At 67.4% G+C, this 16,498-nt stretch carries 11 protein-coding genes and 3 pseudogenes; 8 read left to right on the top strand and 6 right to left on the bottom strand.

What is annotated here, in order from left to right:
• Window positions 1–699: MBL fold metallo-hydrolase (locus ABZV38_RS25555; RefSeq protein ID WP_356330577.1), on the bottom strand; the 699-nt coding region annotated here is incomplete at its 3' end.
• Window positions 700–2,350: 1,651 nt separating this feature from the next.
• Here ABZV38_RS25555 and ABZV38_RS25550 point away from each other — a divergent pair.
• Together ABZV38_RS25550 and ABZV38_RS25545 are read left to right on the top strand one after the other, a co-directional pair.
• Complete coding sequence (locus tag ABZV38_RS25550) at window positions 2,351–2,938, top strand: hypothetical protein (RefSeq protein ID WP_356330575.1); 588 nt, start codon at window positions 2,351–2,353, stop codon at window positions 2,936–2,938.
• A 798-nt stretch (window positions 2,939–3,736) separates the two neighbouring features.
• Window positions 3,737–3,853: pseudogene (locus ABZV38_RS25545) on the top strand (alpha/beta hydrolase); the annotation flags it as partial.
• A 439-nt stretch (window positions 3,854–4,292) separates the two neighbouring features.
• On the opposite strand, the gene ABZV38_RS25540 reads toward ABZV38_RS25545, so the two are convergent.
• From ABZV38_RS25540 to ABZV38_RS25530, 3 genes are all read right to left on the bottom strand, one after another.
• Window positions 4,293–4,637: a hypothetical protein gene (locus ABZV38_RS25540; protein WP_356330574.1), complete on the bottom strand. Its 345-nt coding sequence runs from the start codon at window positions 4,635–4,637 to the stop codon at window positions 4,293–4,295.
• 477 nt (window positions 4,638–5,114) lie between these two features.
• Window positions 5,115–5,915 carry an SDR family oxidoreductase gene (locus ABZV38_RS25535; protein ID WP_356330572.1) on the bottom strand — a complete coding sequence of 267 codons (801 nt, stop codon included), beginning with the start codon at window positions 5,913–5,915 and terminating at the stop codon, window positions 5,115–5,117.
• 432 nt (window positions 5,916–6,347) lie between these two features.
• Entirely contained in the window at window positions 6,348–7,703 is a 1,356-nt protein-coding gene (locus ABZV38_RS25530) for an NAD(P)/FAD-dependent oxidoreductase (protein ID WP_356330569.1), read from the bottom strand.
• A gap of 250 nt (window positions 7,704–7,953) precedes the next feature.
• On the opposite strand from ABZV38_RS25530, the pseudogene ABZV38_RS25525 reads away from it, so the two are divergent.
• The 6 genes and pseudogenes from ABZV38_RS25525 to ABZV38_RS25500 form a co-directional block, all read left to right on the top strand.
• Window positions 7,954–8,187: pseudogene (locus ABZV38_RS25525) on the top strand (transposase family protein); the annotation flags it as partial.
• A 136-nt stretch (window positions 8,188–8,323) separates the two neighbouring features.
• A complete protein-coding gene (locus ABZV38_RS25520; protein WP_356330586.1) occupies window positions 8,324–8,860 on the top strand; it encodes a hypothetical protein in 537 nt (178 codons plus the stop codon).
• Window positions 8,785–9,036 carry a transposase gene (locus ABZV38_RS25515; protein ID WP_356330584.1) on the top strand — a complete coding sequence of 84 codons (252 nt, stop codon included), beginning with the start codon at window positions 8,785–8,787 and terminating at the stop codon, window positions 9,034–9,036. Before ABZV38_RS25520 ends, ABZV38_RS25515 begins: the two co-directional genes overlap by 76 nt.
• Before the next feature lie 348 nt (window positions 9,037–9,384).
• The gene (locus tag ABZV38_RS25510) at window positions 9,385–9,852 is read left to right on the top strand and encodes a cupin domain-containing protein (protein ID WP_356330568.1); all 468 of its coding nucleotides are present in this window, start codon (window positions 9,385–9,387) and stop codon (window positions 9,850–9,852) included.
• A 312-nt stretch (window positions 9,853–10,164) separates the two neighbouring features.
• Window positions 10,165–10,488: pseudogene (locus ABZV38_RS25505) on the top strand (DUF2218 domain-containing protein); the annotation flags it as partial.
• Window positions 10,489–10,581: 93 nt separating this feature from the next.
• On the top strand, window positions 10,582–11,856 hold the full coding sequence (locus ABZV38_RS25500) for a hypothetical protein (protein WP_356330582.1): 1,275 nt from the start codon (window positions 10,582–10,584) through the stop codon (window positions 11,854–11,856).
• A 171-nt stretch (window positions 11,857–12,027) separates the two neighbouring features.
• Here ABZV38_RS25500 and ABZV38_RS25495 read toward each other — a convergent pair whose 3' ends face one another.
• Both ABZV38_RS25495 and ABZV38_RS25490 read right to left on the bottom strand, forming a co-directional pair.
• Window positions 12,028–12,549, bottom strand: coding sequence for a transposase (locus tag ABZV38_RS25495; protein WP_356330566.1), 522 nt, complete (start codon window positions 12,547–12,549; stop codon window positions 12,028–12,030).
• Window positions 12,546–16,349 carry a S8 family serine peptidase gene (locus ABZV38_RS25490; protein WP_356330564.1) on the bottom strand — a complete coding sequence of 1,268 codons (3,804 nt, stop codon included), beginning with the start codon at window positions 16,347–16,349 and terminating at the stop codon, window positions 12,546–12,548. The genes ABZV38_RS25495 and ABZV38_RS25490 overlap by 4 nt, the downstream gene beginning before the upstream one ends.
• Window positions 16,350–16,498 lie beyond the last annotated feature (149 nt).

Raw genomic sequence — 16,498 nt, 5'->3', positions numbered from 1 at the left:
GACGGCGAGGTTCCTGAACGGCACCCAGCCCGGGTAGATCACGTCCACCACCATCAGGGTGGCGTAGGCCGGGGCGTAGATGAAGATGTTGTCGGCCGAGTGGTTCGGGCCGTGGTGCGCCAGCTCGAGGGTCTCTCCACCGACGCGCAGGGTGTAGCGGTCGGTGAACGTCACCGACGGGGCCGGGCGGTTGGCGTCGCCGGCGAGGCGCAGCAGGTGGCGGGTCTCCGTGTGGCCGACGATCGTCACGTCCTTGCCGAAGATGGAGGCGGCACCGATGTGGTCGGCGTGGGAGTGGGAGTAGACCAGGTGGGTCACCGTGCTGGGGCGGCCGTTGGCCTGGGTGACCTTGTCGATTGCGCGCTTCAGGTTGTGCCCGATGGTGGGCGGCGCGTCGACGAGCACGACGCCGTCCCGCGTGGTCAGGAACATGGCCTGGTAGCTGCCGTCCGTGACCCAGTGGAGGTTGCCCTTGATCTGGCCGACGAAGTAGCCGTCCTCGTTGAGCGCGGGACCGAAGGAGCCCGAGGGGACTGGTGCGTAGTCGGGCAGGCCGACGGCCGGCTCGGCCGCAAAGGCGGTGCCGGGCAGCGTCCCGCCGAGCATTGCGGCCGCGGTGGGTATTGCGGCGGCGATCGTCGCGCGCTTCAGGAAGCTGCGGCGATTCGACCCAGCCAACTCGTGGGACTCAGTTGTCATGGTTTGTCCTTCTGGGTATGGTCATGGACCGCTGAAGCCGTCTGTCCCTACGTGATGCTGCTCGCATGGGCGTGTCGGGCAATTGCGCGGCTGAGTATGTCCGGTCTGCCGGGCACGCTCCTCACGGGATCAACCCGGGTTGCGCCCGTTGTTGGCCGACAGGAATAACACTATCTCACACCTTGTTGCGATGACCTGATGAACAGTACAACCATGTGTGCGGTCGTGGCCCAAAGCAATGGGCGGGTCGGCCGCTCAGCTCCTGATAGCAACCGTGTGACGTGAATTGAGCGCAGCGATCTGTACAGGCACGGCCCGATCGTCATCGCATTCAACGCGAGATGGAACGCCGCATTCTGCGGGAGGTCGCCGTTCCGCCGGGTCAGGCGACCGGCCGGCACTTCCACGACGGCACTCTGCTCGGGTTCAAGGGGTCGTCATCGCCGCCACGATCACCGTCTGCCCCACGGCGCGCGGCTTGTCAACGCCGACTCCCTGGGCGCGGAGCGCCGAGGGAGTCGGATGCCGCGGCGCTGCGGGCGAGGGCGTTCGCCGGCCGCGCCAGTCCCGTACGGGGCGCTGCATCCGGGTCCGCGGCTGTCACATTTCCCGCGGCTGTTCGGTCAATGCGGGTGGTGGCTTGCGCGCCACCGCACAGGCCCCCGCAGCGAGGAAGGGAGCACGTATGGCCTCGGGATCCAGGGACCACCGATGCATCCGCGCGACGACTGCTCATGCTTTCCCCGGCCGGGCGGGGCCGGCCTCAGGCCATCCGCATCTCCCGGTCTGAGCCGTCGCCCAAGGCCGTCCCCGGCGGAGAACGGCCGAGCCGCACGGTGCTCTTGTGCCCGGTGGCACCCACTCCGGTTTCGTACGACTCCCGGCTTGAGCCTCAGAAAGACGCATGATGCCCCGACGAGACCCTGACCAGCCCTCGACCCCGGCCGCCGCCGCTGTGTCTCTGGCAACCGAGGCCGCCCTGCTCGAGGCCCGTCTCCGCATGCTTCAGGAGGCAATCGACACGGTCGACGCATGCATCAACGCAGTCTCCGACGCGCTGCGCCGCGCATCCTCCGCCTCCGCCCAGGCCGCAAACAGCGATCACCGCACATCACCCGGCCAATAGGATGCCGACGGTCTCGCGGACGAGGCGTGCCGGGAGTGGGCGGAAGGTTCCATTCCCAGCTGGCCGTGAGGGGACGGGCCGGCCTGCAGCAGGATCCGGCCCGACGAGAGCGGAGGGCGGCGTGGTTCGCCCACCGGTTTCGTCGGGCCTCTCCACCAGGACGGCGGGCAGAAGACTGTCGGTTTACTGACAGCCAGTGTTTCATCCATTGCGTCTGCCGCGAACAGTGGCAATACTTGGTGGATACCCTACTGTTCAGCGCGTGCCGGACCATCCTCACGATCCCCAGTACTCGACCGTTCCTGCCGCCTCCGGGACTGCCTTCCGGCGGCTCGGTGACTGTCCTGTTCCGCCCGTCATCAGTGAGGTCCGTCTCTTGCCGAAGCCGTGGGGGCGTCTGGTGCATCTACATCCCGGATGGGCCACTGCATATGATGTCAGAGGGCACCCGTTCCCGCGTCCGGACCGAGCAGCACCGCAGGTGAGCCGGTGCGCGGGACAAAGGGTTGAGGATGAGAGGAACACATGGTCTCTGTAACCCACACGGCGCATAACATTGAGATCGCCACTGAGAGCCTTCACGAGGACCTGGCTCGCCTGCAGGTCCAGAAGCAGGCACTGGAAAGGGAACTGGCGGCGGTCGTGGCGCATCTCGGCTCGGTTCAGAAGGCCCTCAGTGCTCTCGAGACCCTGATGCTCAACCCGGCCGCTGCCGCCTCGACGGGCACGGCCGGTGCTGCAGCCGCGGAGCAGGGCCAGGCTGCGGCGCCCGTCGAACCGCAGACAGACAGTGTTTCTTCCGAGCCTGCGGACGTCGCAACGAAGTCCGCGCTGCGGGCTCGGAAGCCGGAGAGCGGCAAGGACGCAGAACGTGTCGCCGCCGGCACCGACACGGACGGGCAGAAGAAATACGGCAAGCTCACCGAGCAGATCATGGAGCACTTCGCCGAAGTCGGAGACGTCGACGTGCGGGCCCGTGATGTTGCCGCGGCTCTCGGTCGTGACTCCGACAGCGGAAGCATCAACGGGGTCCGCAGCACGCTCGACCGTCTTGTCAGTACGTCCCGTGTCCAGCGAACCGGCCGAGGCCTCTACCGCGCCAAGCGTTCCTAGGGCTAACTCCTGACCGGCACAGGGTCGCAGCACAGGCGGCGGGAGGTTCTCGCCGCCCCGGCCCGGCACCCAAGAGGTGATGAGCACACCTTTGCTGGCATGGCATCGAGGCGTGGCACGACCGATGCGACTGTGGTGCTCACTCAGCGGTGTTGCGCAGCACGCTGCGGCTTCCCTCGTGCGAGGGCGCTCCTCGGCCGCCCATGTGATGCGCAGGGAGGCGAAAGCGGCTTGATACGCGCCGACCTGGCATTGCCCGCCGACCGACACACCCGTCGAGGGACGCTGTGGCCCGCGGTCAGCGGCCAAGCGGGACAATGGCCCCGGGCGCCACTCATCGGGGGATCGTCGTGGCGCCCGGGAACCGCACCTGTGCTCTAGGCGCAGGTGTTGCATTCCGGGCGCCATTCGCGAAGAACAGCGTCGCGCGACGCCCGGAACACTGTGATCAGCCTATCAAAGCTTTGCTGTTCCGCTGGCCACGTTGGCACTGCGTTGAAGACAGTGTTCATTGGTGGTGATGGAGGTGGCCGGCGCCCCAACGCTCGGTTTTTTGCCTTTGTATGGAATGAATTGTTCCTGTTCAGGGCGGACGGGGTGGACGGAGTTATGTGCGGGACAATTGCCCCCGTCCACGGTTCCCGTAACAGCGTTATGATGAGTTTCACAATGTCCTGAGTGATCTTTGTTGATGGCGCAGCATCTGGGAGTGTGAACGTCTCCCCTGAGCCAACACCTCGTCAGTCCCCCGCCGGAGACCAGGAGTCACCCCTCTCCGCCGGCACTCACACGGTCGGTATCCGGCACGGATCATCTCTCATCAAGCAGCGCTACCATGTCGCCGGCACCGGTCCGGTGTGCATTGTCCGCTCCGGAGGGCCCGGCATCGGCTGGGAGTATCTGCGCATGCCGGCACAAGGGCGCCTGGGCAGGTCTGTCCGCCGGTGCGTTCCGGCGAGCCTCCCCCCGGCGCGGTCCCGGGCAGCTGCCGCAGTGCGTGTTCGCGGCCCCAGGCGGTCAGAGGGCGTGACGTGACGGATCCTGTCCGCAGTACGGGTCGCAGACGGCCGGCAGACGCCTGAGTCTGCTGTGACTCCTGCAGAGCGGACCGTGCAACGCGTCTGTCCGCAGGTGCGCGTCCCGGGACGATTGCGGCAGACGCTGCGCTGCAGCGCCCAGGTGCTGACTACGGACTGCTGCAGACGTCTGAGATCGTGTCCGCAGCCTGACTCAGGGACCGCCTCGGCAAGGGGCTGAGGGTGGCTGCGCCATCGTCTTGGCAGGGTGATCCCCCACAGACTGCTCTGTTGCCGGCAAGCCCGGGAACAGACGTGCGCCGCGCAGCACCGATGGTTCAGCTCGACGTTCCCACGATCACAGCGACGCACAGCCCGATCATCGCCACGGTGATGAGGACCATCGCGGTCAGCGTTCCTCGAAGCCATCGCCCGAAGCGGATGTGGTGTTGCTCTTTCACCACGCTGATGCTGTCAGCAATGTGCTCGGTCACCGTGCGGGCAACGTGTCTCTGCTCTTCGAGATACCACCGCTCGACAGCCATTTTCTGCTCCTGGGTCAGCCCCGGCGCTCGTGCGGTGAATTCTGCTACATGCCGATGTGCTGCTTGCACATGGGCCTCCCAGTACAGGAATGCCTCGAGGTCGGTCAGGCCGCGTGCGGCCTCCTCACTCGCGTCCATGGTGTGCTCCAGAGGAAACAAGAAGCCCGGTTGCGGCGATACGGGGTCCGGGCGGGTCGAAAGCCGGGATGCACAGCAGATCCCGGCGGACTGAGTTGTGCGGCGGGCTGCCGGCACAACGTCGCCTGTTCGAGCGGATTCCTGTAGCGCTCTGGGACCTCATCGGCAACGGCCCTGCCGCACTTGGCCGTCTTCCAAAGGGTGCAGGGAAGGCGGCCACGATCGACATGCCAACCAGGCTGGACATGACCGCGCTCAGGGCTGCTGAGCCGTCGGCTGCCGTCACCGACCGATGCCGAACGTGCATCGGGGTGCACGGCAGTGGACGGGGCCGGGATGGCGGGTGGAACGAACAGACAGGTGTGGTCACCTAACACCTCCTCCATGGCCAAAAGGGCGGATGCTGCAAGTCTGATGACGGGTGGGAGCGTCGGCGACGGCAGGCCGTGCTCACCGCACCGGCCGCGGCGGAAATGCTCAGCAGCCGGCAGCAGTGGGCCGGCTGTCAAGCCAGTCGCCGTAGTGAGTACGCGCAATGTACGCATCGGCACCGGGAAGGAGGTCGCCGCGCCGGAGGCTGGCGCCGAAGTATGGACTGCAGGAGTCGGTGAATACATGGCGGTGCTCCCCGATGGTGGTGAGGGCGGCACGCACGAACGCATCGAGCCGGAACTGGTCCGGGCCGGCAATCTCACGGACGCCGAAGAGAGGGCTGAAAACAGCGGTGTGAGCGATAAGCGTGGCAACCTCGGCGCAGGACACCGGCCGGATCTGGGCTGGCGCCACCCAGATGATCCAGTCTTCTGTGGCAGCATCGGCGATGTCGCTGGCGGACTCAAAAAGCTGGGCGGCGCGGATGACCGAGTGGGGCATCCTGGACTGCCTGATCATGGCTTCCTGGGCCTGCAGAGCTCGGAAGTAACCGCGTTTCTTCAACCGTTCCACGCCTACGACAGACAGGGCGACATGGTGCTTCACGCCAGCAGCGGCCTCCGCCGAAAGAAGGTTGGCCGTGGAGTGGCACAACGTCTGCATGACGGTCTCGTCATCGATCACGAGGCCGAAGTCTGCCGTGAGGGTCCCGTCATCAAGTGACGGCGGGCCCGAGAGGTCGATCACTACGGAGCAGTCCTCAAGGGCCTCGGCCAGGCCTTCGCCCGTGAGAACGTTGACGCCGCTTGAAGCCGAGACCAAAACGGCCTCATGCCCGTGGTCTCTGACCCTGGCAGCAGTCTCGACGCCCATAGGTCCATCGTCGTCGACCACAACGATCTTCATAGAGAAACCTTTCCCTCACGCGGAGGCTGCCCCGGGAAGCCGCAAGGACATCAATCCACTGCACCGTCTACGGTGCAGCCTTCAGGTCAATGGACCGGACAGCTCGCCCGTCTGTGACACGGGCTCGCCCCGGAGACCCGGCCGGTGCCCTAGTCACGCTGTGCAAGCTGCTCACAGCGTGACCAGAGCGGCCGGTGGAAGCCAGGCGTCTGCTCTGCCAGGCAAGGACAGGGTCCCGGTGCAGCCGTCTTTCCGCGGCAGGCGTTCCGGCACAGTCAGAAGACGCGCCCCTGCCCGGCACACTGCAGGCCGTATCGCCGTGTCCCTGAGAAGGCGTGACAGACTCAGCACGTACTCACCGGCAGGCTCCGGCCTCCGGCTGCCGCATGTGCCTCCGTGCCGGCCGTCAGCCGCTGAGCCTTTCCGGCATGCTCATGCGGCCGTACGGTCGCTCGCCCGGCTCTCGCCGGAACTCTGCGGATCGCCGCTCGTGATGAAGGCGTCCCGTGGGTGCTGAACGGAGGCGAGGGAGACGAGATCCCGGCCGAACAAGGCGGCGGTGAGCCAGACGGTGAGAACGCGGACCTTGCGCTCCCAGGTGGGCACGGCCAGGACGTGATAGCCCCGGTGCATCAGCCAGGCGGGAAGTCCCTTGATGACGATGCTCTTGTACTGGAAGATGCCGCGCCCCAGGCCCAGTGTCGCCACCACTCCCAGACTGCTGTGGCGGTAGTGTCGGATTCTCCCCCCGTGCAGGCTGGCTGCGATGTTCTTAGCAAGGCGCTTGCCCTGCCGCACGGCGTGCTGGGCGTTCGGCACCGTGTGTGCCCCCGGCACGGGCGAAGCCAGGTCAGGAACGGCCGCATCGTCTCCGGCCGCCCACACATCCGGCACGGGCTCGCTGTCGGTGCCCACGCGGAGATCGGGGCGGACCACGAGCAGGCCCCGCTCGTCGACCGGCAGATCCGTGTGGTTGCGCACGACCGGGTTCGAGGCGTTGCCGGCGGTCCAGACGATCAGCGCCGAATCGAACTCCTCTCCGCTGGAGAGCACGACGTGCCCGTCCTCGGCGGAGACGAGCTGCGTGTTGAGGTGGACGTGCGCGCCACGGCGTTCCAAAGATCGCACCACCCAGGCACCGGGATCGTCCCCCACCTCGGGCAGGATGCGGCCCCGGGCCTCAACCAGGTGGAAGGACAGGTCGTCGAAGCTCAGCTCCGGATAGGACTTGAGCATCGCAGTCGCCAGCGACAGCAATTCACCGAAGCCCTCGACGCCGGAGAACCCGCCGCCCACGAACGTCACGGTGAGCAGCTTTCGCCGCTCGGCGCCCGGCGGCAGCGATGCTGCCTGGTCGAACGCGGTCAGCAACCGGTCGCGGATGGCCACCGCCTCCTCCACGTGCTTCAGGCCGATCGCCTGCTGCGCCAGGCCGGGTATGGGGAAGGTGCGGGTCACGGCGCCGGCAGTGACCACGAGGGTTTCGTAACGGAGTTCGTAGTCGGCTCCGCTCACCGGCCGGACGGTGACCGTCCGGTCTCCATTGCGGATCTTGGTCACGCTCCCCGCGATCAGCCGGGTGCCGCGCAGGTGCCGACGCAACGACACAGCGGCATGACGTGCCTCGACCGATCCAGCCATCACCTCCGGCAGGAAAGGCTGGTAGGTCATATAAGGACGCGGGTCGACAACCGTGACCCGCGCCTCGCCCGCACGCAGCGCCTTCTCAAGGCCCCACGCAGCGTAGAAGCCCGCGTAGCCGCCACCGACAATCACAATCTCACGCATGATTCCCTCTGCTTGTAGGTCAACAGCAGGTAGACCGGGCTGGGCAGGGTGGTGTGACAGACCATGGCGACGGAGCCCCACACGTTCGAGGAGCTGTCCGGAACTTTGCCTATGCCCGGGTGTGTCAGCGATCACGCAATTCCCCACCCCGTGCGGTTTTAACGTCACGTAATTGGCTCTGACCGGAGTTCCGTGAATCCGCAGGGCAACGCCGGACTGTGGGAACGATTCAGCAGGGGATCTCTCGGTCATGGGGGTCTGTTCGCTGGAAGATGTGTTGTTCCCGAAGATCGATGTGCGGTTGGAACAGGTGGAGTTCGCCTCGGACGCGTTGGTGGTCAAGGCTGCTGCGTGCGGTCCGGCCCCTCGCTGTCCGGGCTGCCGGGCGAGAGCCCGGCGCGTGCACTCCTCGTATGAACGAGGTCTAGCTGAACGCCCGGTCACAGGAACCCAGTTGAGGGTCAGGCTGCGGGTGCGGCGCTTCTTCTGTGACCGTTCTTCCTGCCGAAGGAAGACGCTTGTTGAGCAGGTCAGCGGCCTGAGTGAACGCTATCGGCGCTCGAGTATCGGAACGAAGCAGTTCCTCCGCGCGGTCGCCGTGGAGCTCGGAGGCCGCGCCGGTGAGCGGTTGTGCCGCCGACTGTGTCTGGCGGCGGGCGATCGGCCGACGGCTCAACCTGGACCGCAAGACCGTGCGTCGCTTCCGCGACACCGATCTGGACGAGCTTCTCTCATCCGCCCGCGAACGTCGGCCCGCGGGCGTGCTGGAACCGTTCAAGCCATACCTGAACGCACGCTTCACTGACACATCCGGGCAGGTCAGCGACAGCCGCTTGTTCCTGGAGATCCGCGAACGCCGCTACCATGGCAGCCGCCAAGTGGTACGTCGACATCTCACCGCTCTTCGATCCGGCGCGGCGGAGCCCGTCAGGGCAGACATCCCCAGCCCACGCAAGATCACTTCCTGGATCATGCGGCCGCGAGAGGCACTGAGCGAGAGTCAGCAGCAACGGCTCTTGGAAGTCCGTCTTGCCTGCCCGGATATCACCAGGCCTGCGACCTCGCCCGCGCGTTCGCCGACCTGGTCCGCAACCAGCGCGGATATCTCCTCAACGACTGGATCCGCCAGGCCGAACTCGACGGCCCCAAGCCGATGAGCGGGTTCGCCGGCTTCCTTCGCCGCGACCTCGACGCCGTCACCGCTGGACTCACGCTGTCCTGGAACTCAGGCGTCGTCGAAGGACACGTCAACCGGGTGAAAACCCTCAAAAGAGCAATGTATGGCCGGGCGTCCTTCACGCTTCTTCGAACCCGCATCCTCACCCGACCATGAGCTTCACGGAACTCCGTTCAGAGCCACGCAATTCCCCACCCCCGCGATCACGATTCCCCATGAGGACGGCGACCTCGGGCGGGGGCATGGGGGCATCGGACCAGGGGCTGTTGTCCCAGTTCGAGTGGTTTGAGCGTCAGGTGGTCATCTCTGCTGATTCCTCCAGTTTCCCCATGGGTATGCCCGAGCCGGGTCGAGGGTCCTGGGCGTCTCGGAGTCGTCGTTGTCCTTCGGCCTGGAGGTCACCGGCCGTCACCCCGCGCCCGAAACAATCACCCAGCGCGTTCAGCCTGAATGTTTGCGCTGATCCGGCTGATCCGGCGTCACAGATCACCGCGGCGCCTTGTCATGAAAAGCAAGACAACCACGGAAGGTGGGGTTCACCATCATGAGCGTCGATCATTCGCAGCACGTCGAAAGCCGCAATACGACTCTGCCGTCGCCAACGGTGCAGATCCTGACGTCGGTCCCGAATGCGCCGATTCCCGACAATGCGCGACGACTGTCTTGATCACTCTGCCGCCCGGCAGCACGGGTTCCTCGCCGCACCGCCACACCGGCCCCGGGCTCGGGTACGTGATCAAAGGCGAGATGCTATTTGAGCTGGAGGGCGAGCCGCAACGCGTGATCAAGGCCGAAGAGACGTTCTGGGAGCCGGGAGGCGACGTCATCCATTACCAGGGTGCCAACAACCTCTCGGACGCCGAAGCCGCCTACAGGGCCACGCTGCTCGGTGTGCCCGGGCAGCCGGTGCTCATACCGGTGAGCGCGGAAGAACTCGAGGAGCATCGGGACCGCCGGGCACCTCGCCCGTGACGACTGGGTGGGGAGGCCAGCCGCGTGCCGGCTTCCCCACCTGGCCGTTCCGCTCCTCACCGAAAGGCGGCCTCGGGGGAGTTCGAGAGGGGTGTTGCGGGCCTAGGCAGTACAGAGCCCGTACAGGCTCTGAAGCGGAGGCTGACGCGGGACGAGATCCGGGCCGCGTTCGCCGACGGCCGGCGGGCCTATGTCATCGAACCAGCCACCATCGACATCACTACCGACCCAACGGCCTTCAGGCCTGGCCGGCCACCCTCACCCGCACCTGAACACCGTGCAATCCTCACCGCGCCCTCGAATAGGACCTTCATGCTGATCGCCGAAGCCTACGTCCGGACCGACCGCCCGAGCCGGTACCTGGCACAGCTGTGCAAGCACCCCGGCCAGATGGGCGGCCGCATACGCCACCGGCCCCGCCTGCACCACGACGGCATGACACCGCCTCAGATCCAGTACGTCCAATGGTCCGACACACACGGGACCATCGACGTCGGCTCGGGCCGGTGCACCCTACAAGCCGGCCCCGACTCGCTGACGCTCCGCGTCGAAGCCATCGACCAGGACAGCCTCCAGCGCATCCAGCACCTGGTTGCCGGACGCCTGCAGAGGATCGGCAAGCGCGATGCACTGCAGGTCACCTGGCAACAGGCCGAAGCCGCCGATCATCAGTGCGACGATCCCGCCACCGCTGCTCCCGCCCCGGCGGAGAAGACCGTGCCCCGGGGCATGCACGGGATCAGCCGAAGGGGATTGCTCGGAGCGGGCCTTGGGGCCGCAGCGGCGATGGGCATTGCCGGGTGCGGCACGGGTTTCGGCTCCGGCTCCGGTTCCGGCAAGGACGTTGTGGGACGGTCCGGCGGCACCGGGGGCAAGGGCGGGGGCGGGGGTACGTCGCCCGGCCCCAGCACCGAGCCCGTACGGCTCATAGGCGACGGTTCGACCGCCGACACGGGCAAGCAGCCGCACCAGCCGGGCCGGCCCGTCCCGCTCCAGCCGGGCGAGACCCCGCCGCAGTTCGTGATCTTTTCCTGGGACGGGGCGGGCGAGGTCGGCAACGGACTCTTCCCCCGTTTTCTTGAACTCGCCAGGAATCACGATGCGGCGATGACGTTCTTCCTCTCCGGGATCTATCTGCTGCCCGAGTCGAAGAAGACGCTCTACCGGCCGCCGAACAACCGCATCGGCGCATCCGACATCCCGTATCTCACCGACGGGCACATCAAGGAGACCCTGAAGAACGTCCGCCAGGCCTGGCTCGACGGTCATGAGATAGGCACCCACTTCAACGGGCATTTCTGCGCCGGCTCCGGCTCAGTCGGGAACTGGACGCCGGCGCAGTGGCAGAGCGAGATCGACCAGGCCGTGTCCTTCGTCACCGAATGGAGGACGAACAGCAGCTGGACCGACATCGACCCGCTGCCCTTCGACTACCGCAAGGAACTCGTCGGCGGCCGCACCCCCTGTCTGCTCGGCCAGGACAATCTCCTGCCCACCGCGAAAAAGCTCGGCTGGCGCTACGACGCCAGCTCGCCCGGCGGCCGCCAGATGTGGCCCGAGAAGCGGGGCGGCGTCTGGGACCTGCCGCTGCAGGCCGTGCCGTTCCCCGGGCACTCCTTCGAAGTGCTCTCGATGGACTACAACATCCTCGCCAATCAGTCGCAGAATTCGACCAAGGGCATGCCGTCGCGCTACCCGGGCTGGCGCAAGCAGGCCACCGATGCGTATGTCGACGGATTCAACCGCGCGTACGAGTCGAATCGTGCGCCCTTCTTCATCGGCAACCACTTCGAGCAGTGGAACGGCGGCATCTACATGGACGCCGTCGAAGAGGCGCTCAAGGGAATGGCCGGAAAGAAGGACGCACGGCTGGTGTCCTTCAGGCAGTTCTGCGACTGGCTCGACGTCCAGGACCCGAAGATCCTCGCGAAGCTCCGTACGCTCGAGGTCGGACAGTCCCCTGCGGGGGGCTGGAACACCTTCCTCCGTGAGACCGCCGCTTAGCCTCGCTGTTTCGGTTGGTGTGGTGAGGCGCCTGTGATCGTCAACTGTTGTCTGGCCCACGGCCCCGGCGTAGTTCCGCTGTGTCTGACTTCGTAGTAGTTGATCAGATGCCGTAGACAGCGAGGGTGTCGTTGTGGTTGAGGAGATCGCGGCGGGCGTGGGCGATGTTGGCTAGTCCGGCCAGGCTGTCTGGGGCACGGTCACCACAGTGGTGGCGGTGTGGCGGGCGAGGCGGCGGCTCATAAGCATGGTCATCGACCACAGGACCATGACCTCGCTGGTGGCGGGCAGGGTCTCGTAGTCGCGGACCAGTCGGCGCGAGCGCAACAGCCAGCTCAGGGTGCGCTCTACCACCCAACGCCTCGGCAGTACCACGAAGTGCGGCTCGTCACTGCGCTTGACGATCTCCAGGGTGAGCCGGAGTGTCTCCCGCGCCCGGTCGACGAGCATGCCGGTGTAGCCGCCGTCCGCCCAGACCAGCGTGATCGTCCGGTGTGCGGCCCGCAGGCTCTCAAGCAGGGGCACGGCCGCCTCGCGGTCGCCGGTGTTCGCGGCGGTGACCGCGATGTCCAGGAGCAGGCCGAGGCAGTCCGTGATCACGTGCCGCAGCGGGTGCCGGGGGTCGCACCCCGGCACCCGCTGCGACGGTCCGCTCAGCGCCTCCGCGGGAGTCCCGCGGAGGCGCTCACTCACTTGCCGAGCAGGTAGGCCCGTTCCACGGTCTGCTGGACCGTGTTGCCCGCCTTGTCGGAGGCCGTGACCCGCAGGGTCACGAACGCGTCCTGCCGGTGGTCGCCCGGCCGCTCGATGGTGGCGGTGAACCGGTTGTGGCCGCGGTCCTCGACGCGGACCTGCCCCTTCCAGGTCTTGCCGTCGTCGAAGGACGCCTCGACCTTGAGCTTGACCCCGGCGGGGGCGGCGAGCCCGTCCTGGTGCCTGACGGTCAGGTCGAGGTCGTGCCGCTTGCCACCCTCGACCGTGTTCCACAGGTCGGCCGGGACCCCGTAGTCGACCTGGAGGAGGGGCAGCAGCGTGTCCTCGGCGGCGGTGTCCGAGCGGAACGTCCAGGACGTGGCGGTCTTCGTACCGGTCTGCCAGTACTCGGTCTTGCGCTCGGTCGTCAGGTCCAGGCGGTAGTCCGCCTCCCCGGCAGGGACATGGAAGTCTCCCCAGGCGCCCGCGGCCTCGCTCACCTTCTTGCCGTCGCGGTAGAGGACGGCCGCCACGTTGTCACCCTGAGGGTAGGTCGGATCGTCCATCGTCCCGGGCGTCCCTGCCCTCCCGACTCCTCCCGACGAGGAGGGAACCTGCTTGCGGGCCCAGTGGCCGGCCACCGCGTCGGTGTACTCCGGGACCGCCAGACTGAGGACGTCACCGTTGCGGACGGAGGGACGGCTCCAACCGCGCGGGATGGACGGCCGGACCACTGCCTTGTACCACTCCTCCTTGGCCTTCTCGCCCGTCTCGAAGGTGCGGGGGGCGTCCCGTAGGCCCGACCGCAGCGCCCCGCCGTAGAACAGTTCGGGGCCGGCGATGAAGTCGACGTGGTGGATCCACTGCGTGTCGCCGGAGGTGACGTACTCGGTGCGTGTCATACCCGTCGGCACCCAGCGCGAGGTCTCCCAGCTGAACTCCGAATGCGGACGCCAGCTGAAGCGCTGCTCACTGGTCCAGTCCAGTGCGCCGTTGTCCGTGTAGGACGCCTTCACCTGCGCGGTGTTGCGGTCCGAGACGGTGTACGTCACGTCCTGCGGGATCTGATCCGGCCAAATCGCCCTGATGTCGTACAGGTACGGGCTCTCGACCGTCCCGGAGATGTCGATGACGGCCTTGTGCTCCTTCATGTACTGCAGCAGCTCCGCGCCGTCGGCCGCGGTCACCTGGAAGAGGGGGATGGCGGAGCGGGTGTCCAACGGCGTCCAGCGAGTCCAGGCCTTCATCCCCTCGGGCAGGACGATCAGGACGCCCTTGGCGTCCGCCTTCGCAGCCATCTCCGCGAGGTCATACCAGTCCTGTGCGATGTCGTCGCGGATCACTGCGAGTTTGCCCCGCACGGTGCCGGGCCGCAGGTCCGGGTTCTCCCTGGTCCCCGCATCCACGGCGGTAAGCCGCTCCCCCTCGGGGTTGAACGGGGCGGACCGCCGGACGTAGTACGGCTTCAGGTCGATGTCCGTGCCCCGGACCTTGGTCCGCAGATGGGGAGCCGTCATCTCCCAGCGGGAGTTGAACTCGAACTCGCCCTCGGTGACCTTGCGCGTGGGGGTCACGTACAGGTCCACCGCCTCGGCGCCCCCACCGTAGTCGATGCTCAGATCCTCCGCCATCCCGTCGATCTTCCGGTACAGCCAGTACCTCAGGTCGTTGCGCCGCACGGCGGGCTTGGGCGTCTGCACACGCATCAGCTTGGTCTGACGTGCGTCCAAGGTCACGGTCGTGTCCTTGGTGACCTTCACCTCGGGTTCCACCGCCTGGATGATCCGCCCGCCGGTGGCGGTCTGTTCGCCTATCGCCCCGGCGACCTGGTAAGTGCCCTCCTCGACCTCGGCGACCACAGGGTCCCAGCCGATGAACCGGACGTCCGTGTCCCCTCCGAAGACCTGCATCAGGGACCAGTACATGGGGTCGCCGGCCCGGTCGTAGGACTCGATGGTGAGCTTGTGCATCGGGGCGCGCACCAACAGGCTGACGGTGGTGTGGACCGACACGCCGTCGGCGGACGTGGCGGTGACGTAGCCGTAGTAGGAGCCGCGGCCCGCCTTCACGGGGTCGATGCCGACCGGCACCTCCGCGGTCGCGCCCGGGGCGATCCGGACCGTGTCCGCGCCCAGCGTCAGCGCCTGCGCGGGCAGCGCCCGACCGCCGTTGGTCGCCAGTGCGGCGCGCAGGTTCAACGAGACCTCGTCGCCGGAGTGGTTGGTGTACCGGATCACACCGGCCCGCTCCGTCGGGGATCCGTCCCTGTCGAACGGGCCCAGCACGATCGTGCCGGTGGCGGTGACGGGGGCGGAGAACGCCGCCTTGACGTCGACGCGGCCGCCGCCCTGCTCGGTCGGCTTCTGGCCGGACACTGTGTGGGACGTGCTGATCAGCGCGTCCTTGAGCTGCTCGGCTCCCCAGCCGGGGTGCTGCCCGGCGAGCAGAGCCGCCGCACCGGCCACGTGGGGCGTGGCCATCGAGGTACCGCTCAACGCGACGTAGTGGTCGCCGACCGGGGCGCCCAGTTGCGTACCGGCGGCGCGCGCGGCGACGATCCCGACGCCCGGTGCCGTGATGTCCGGCTTGGCTGCCTTGTCGCCGAAGCGCGGGCCGCGGCTGGAGAAGGAGGCCAGCGAGTCGTCGCGGTCGACGGCGCCGACGGTGAGGGCGGCGTCGGCAGCGCCGGGCGACCCGACCGTCATCTCGCCCAGCTCGCCGAAGTTGCCGGCGGCGACGACGAAGAGGGCGCCGCTGCTGCGGGAGATCGCGTTGAGGGCCAGGCTCGTGGGGTCGTTGCCGTCGCTCTCGATGCCCCCGCCCAGGCTCATGTTGACGACGTTGGCGCCCTGGGCCGCGGCCCACTCCATGCCCGCGATGACCTCGGAATCGCTGCCGGAGCCGCTGTCGTTGAGCACCTTGCCGATCAGGAGGTCGGCGCCGGGCGCGACGCCCTTGCGCAGGCCGCCCGAGGCGGCGCCGGTGCCGGCGACGGTGGCGGCGACGTGGGTGCCGTGACCGAAGCGGTCCTCGGTCGAGTCGCTGTCGGTGAAGTTCTTCGCCTCGATCACGCGACCTGCGAGGTCGGGATGGCTCTGGTCGGCGCCGGTGTCGAGAACCGCGACCTTGACGCCCTTGCCGTGGTAACCGGCCGCCCATGCGGCCGGCGCGTTGATCTGCGCGGTGCTGCGGTCCAGCGTGGGACGCACCTTGTGGTCCAGCCAGATCTTCGGAGTCCCCGCCGCCGCGCTCGCCACGGACGCGCCCGCCGCAGGTGCGAGCTGCTTCCAGAAGGTGGCCAGGTCCTGGTCGGCGACGCGCAGCGCCTGGGCGTCGATGCTCGGCAGGTGCCGCGGCTCGGCGGAGCCCTCGTGGTACTCGGCGAGTGCGTCCACCCGCTTGACCACCGCACGCGCCGCGCCCTTGGGCGCGGAGACGATCAGGGGCAGGGCGTCGGTGTGCGCCTCGTCGTATCCCTGGGCGAGGAGGCCCGTGACGTCGAAGAGCCCCTTGTCCAGCCGCTCCGTGAGGACCAGCATCGCCGCGTCGGAGGGCAGCACCGTCAGGGCGCCGTCCTTTTCGGTGATCTGGAACAGGACGTTCTCGCGGCCCGGCGCGCGCTGCACCGAGGCCCTCTTCTTGCCGTTCGGCGCGTCGCTGACGGTGACCCGGTCACCGGTGATCAGCCGAACGGTCCTCGTGCCGGTGCGGTCGTGCGGTGCCGGCGTGCGTGCCTCGGTCCCCCGCGGGGACTGGGCGGCGACGGGCGTAATCGCACCCGTTGCCACCACTGCCGACATCGATATCACCGCCCAAAGACGGATCCGTCTCATTGGCGTGTACAACCTTTCTGTGATCCCAACATCTGGACACAACATCCGTGAGCGGGCGTCATGACAACACGGATCCGGCGCGTCTCATCTGGGACATACGAAACGAACGACATCCG

This window comes from Streptomyces sp. NPDC005181 (assembly GCF_040608395.1).
Lineage (GTDB): Bacteria > Actinomycetota > Actinomycetes > Streptomycetales > Streptomycetaceae > Streptomyces.
The sequence above is the reverse complement of the archived record's forward strand: the minus strand, read 5'-3'. Positions and strand labels throughout refer to the sequence as shown.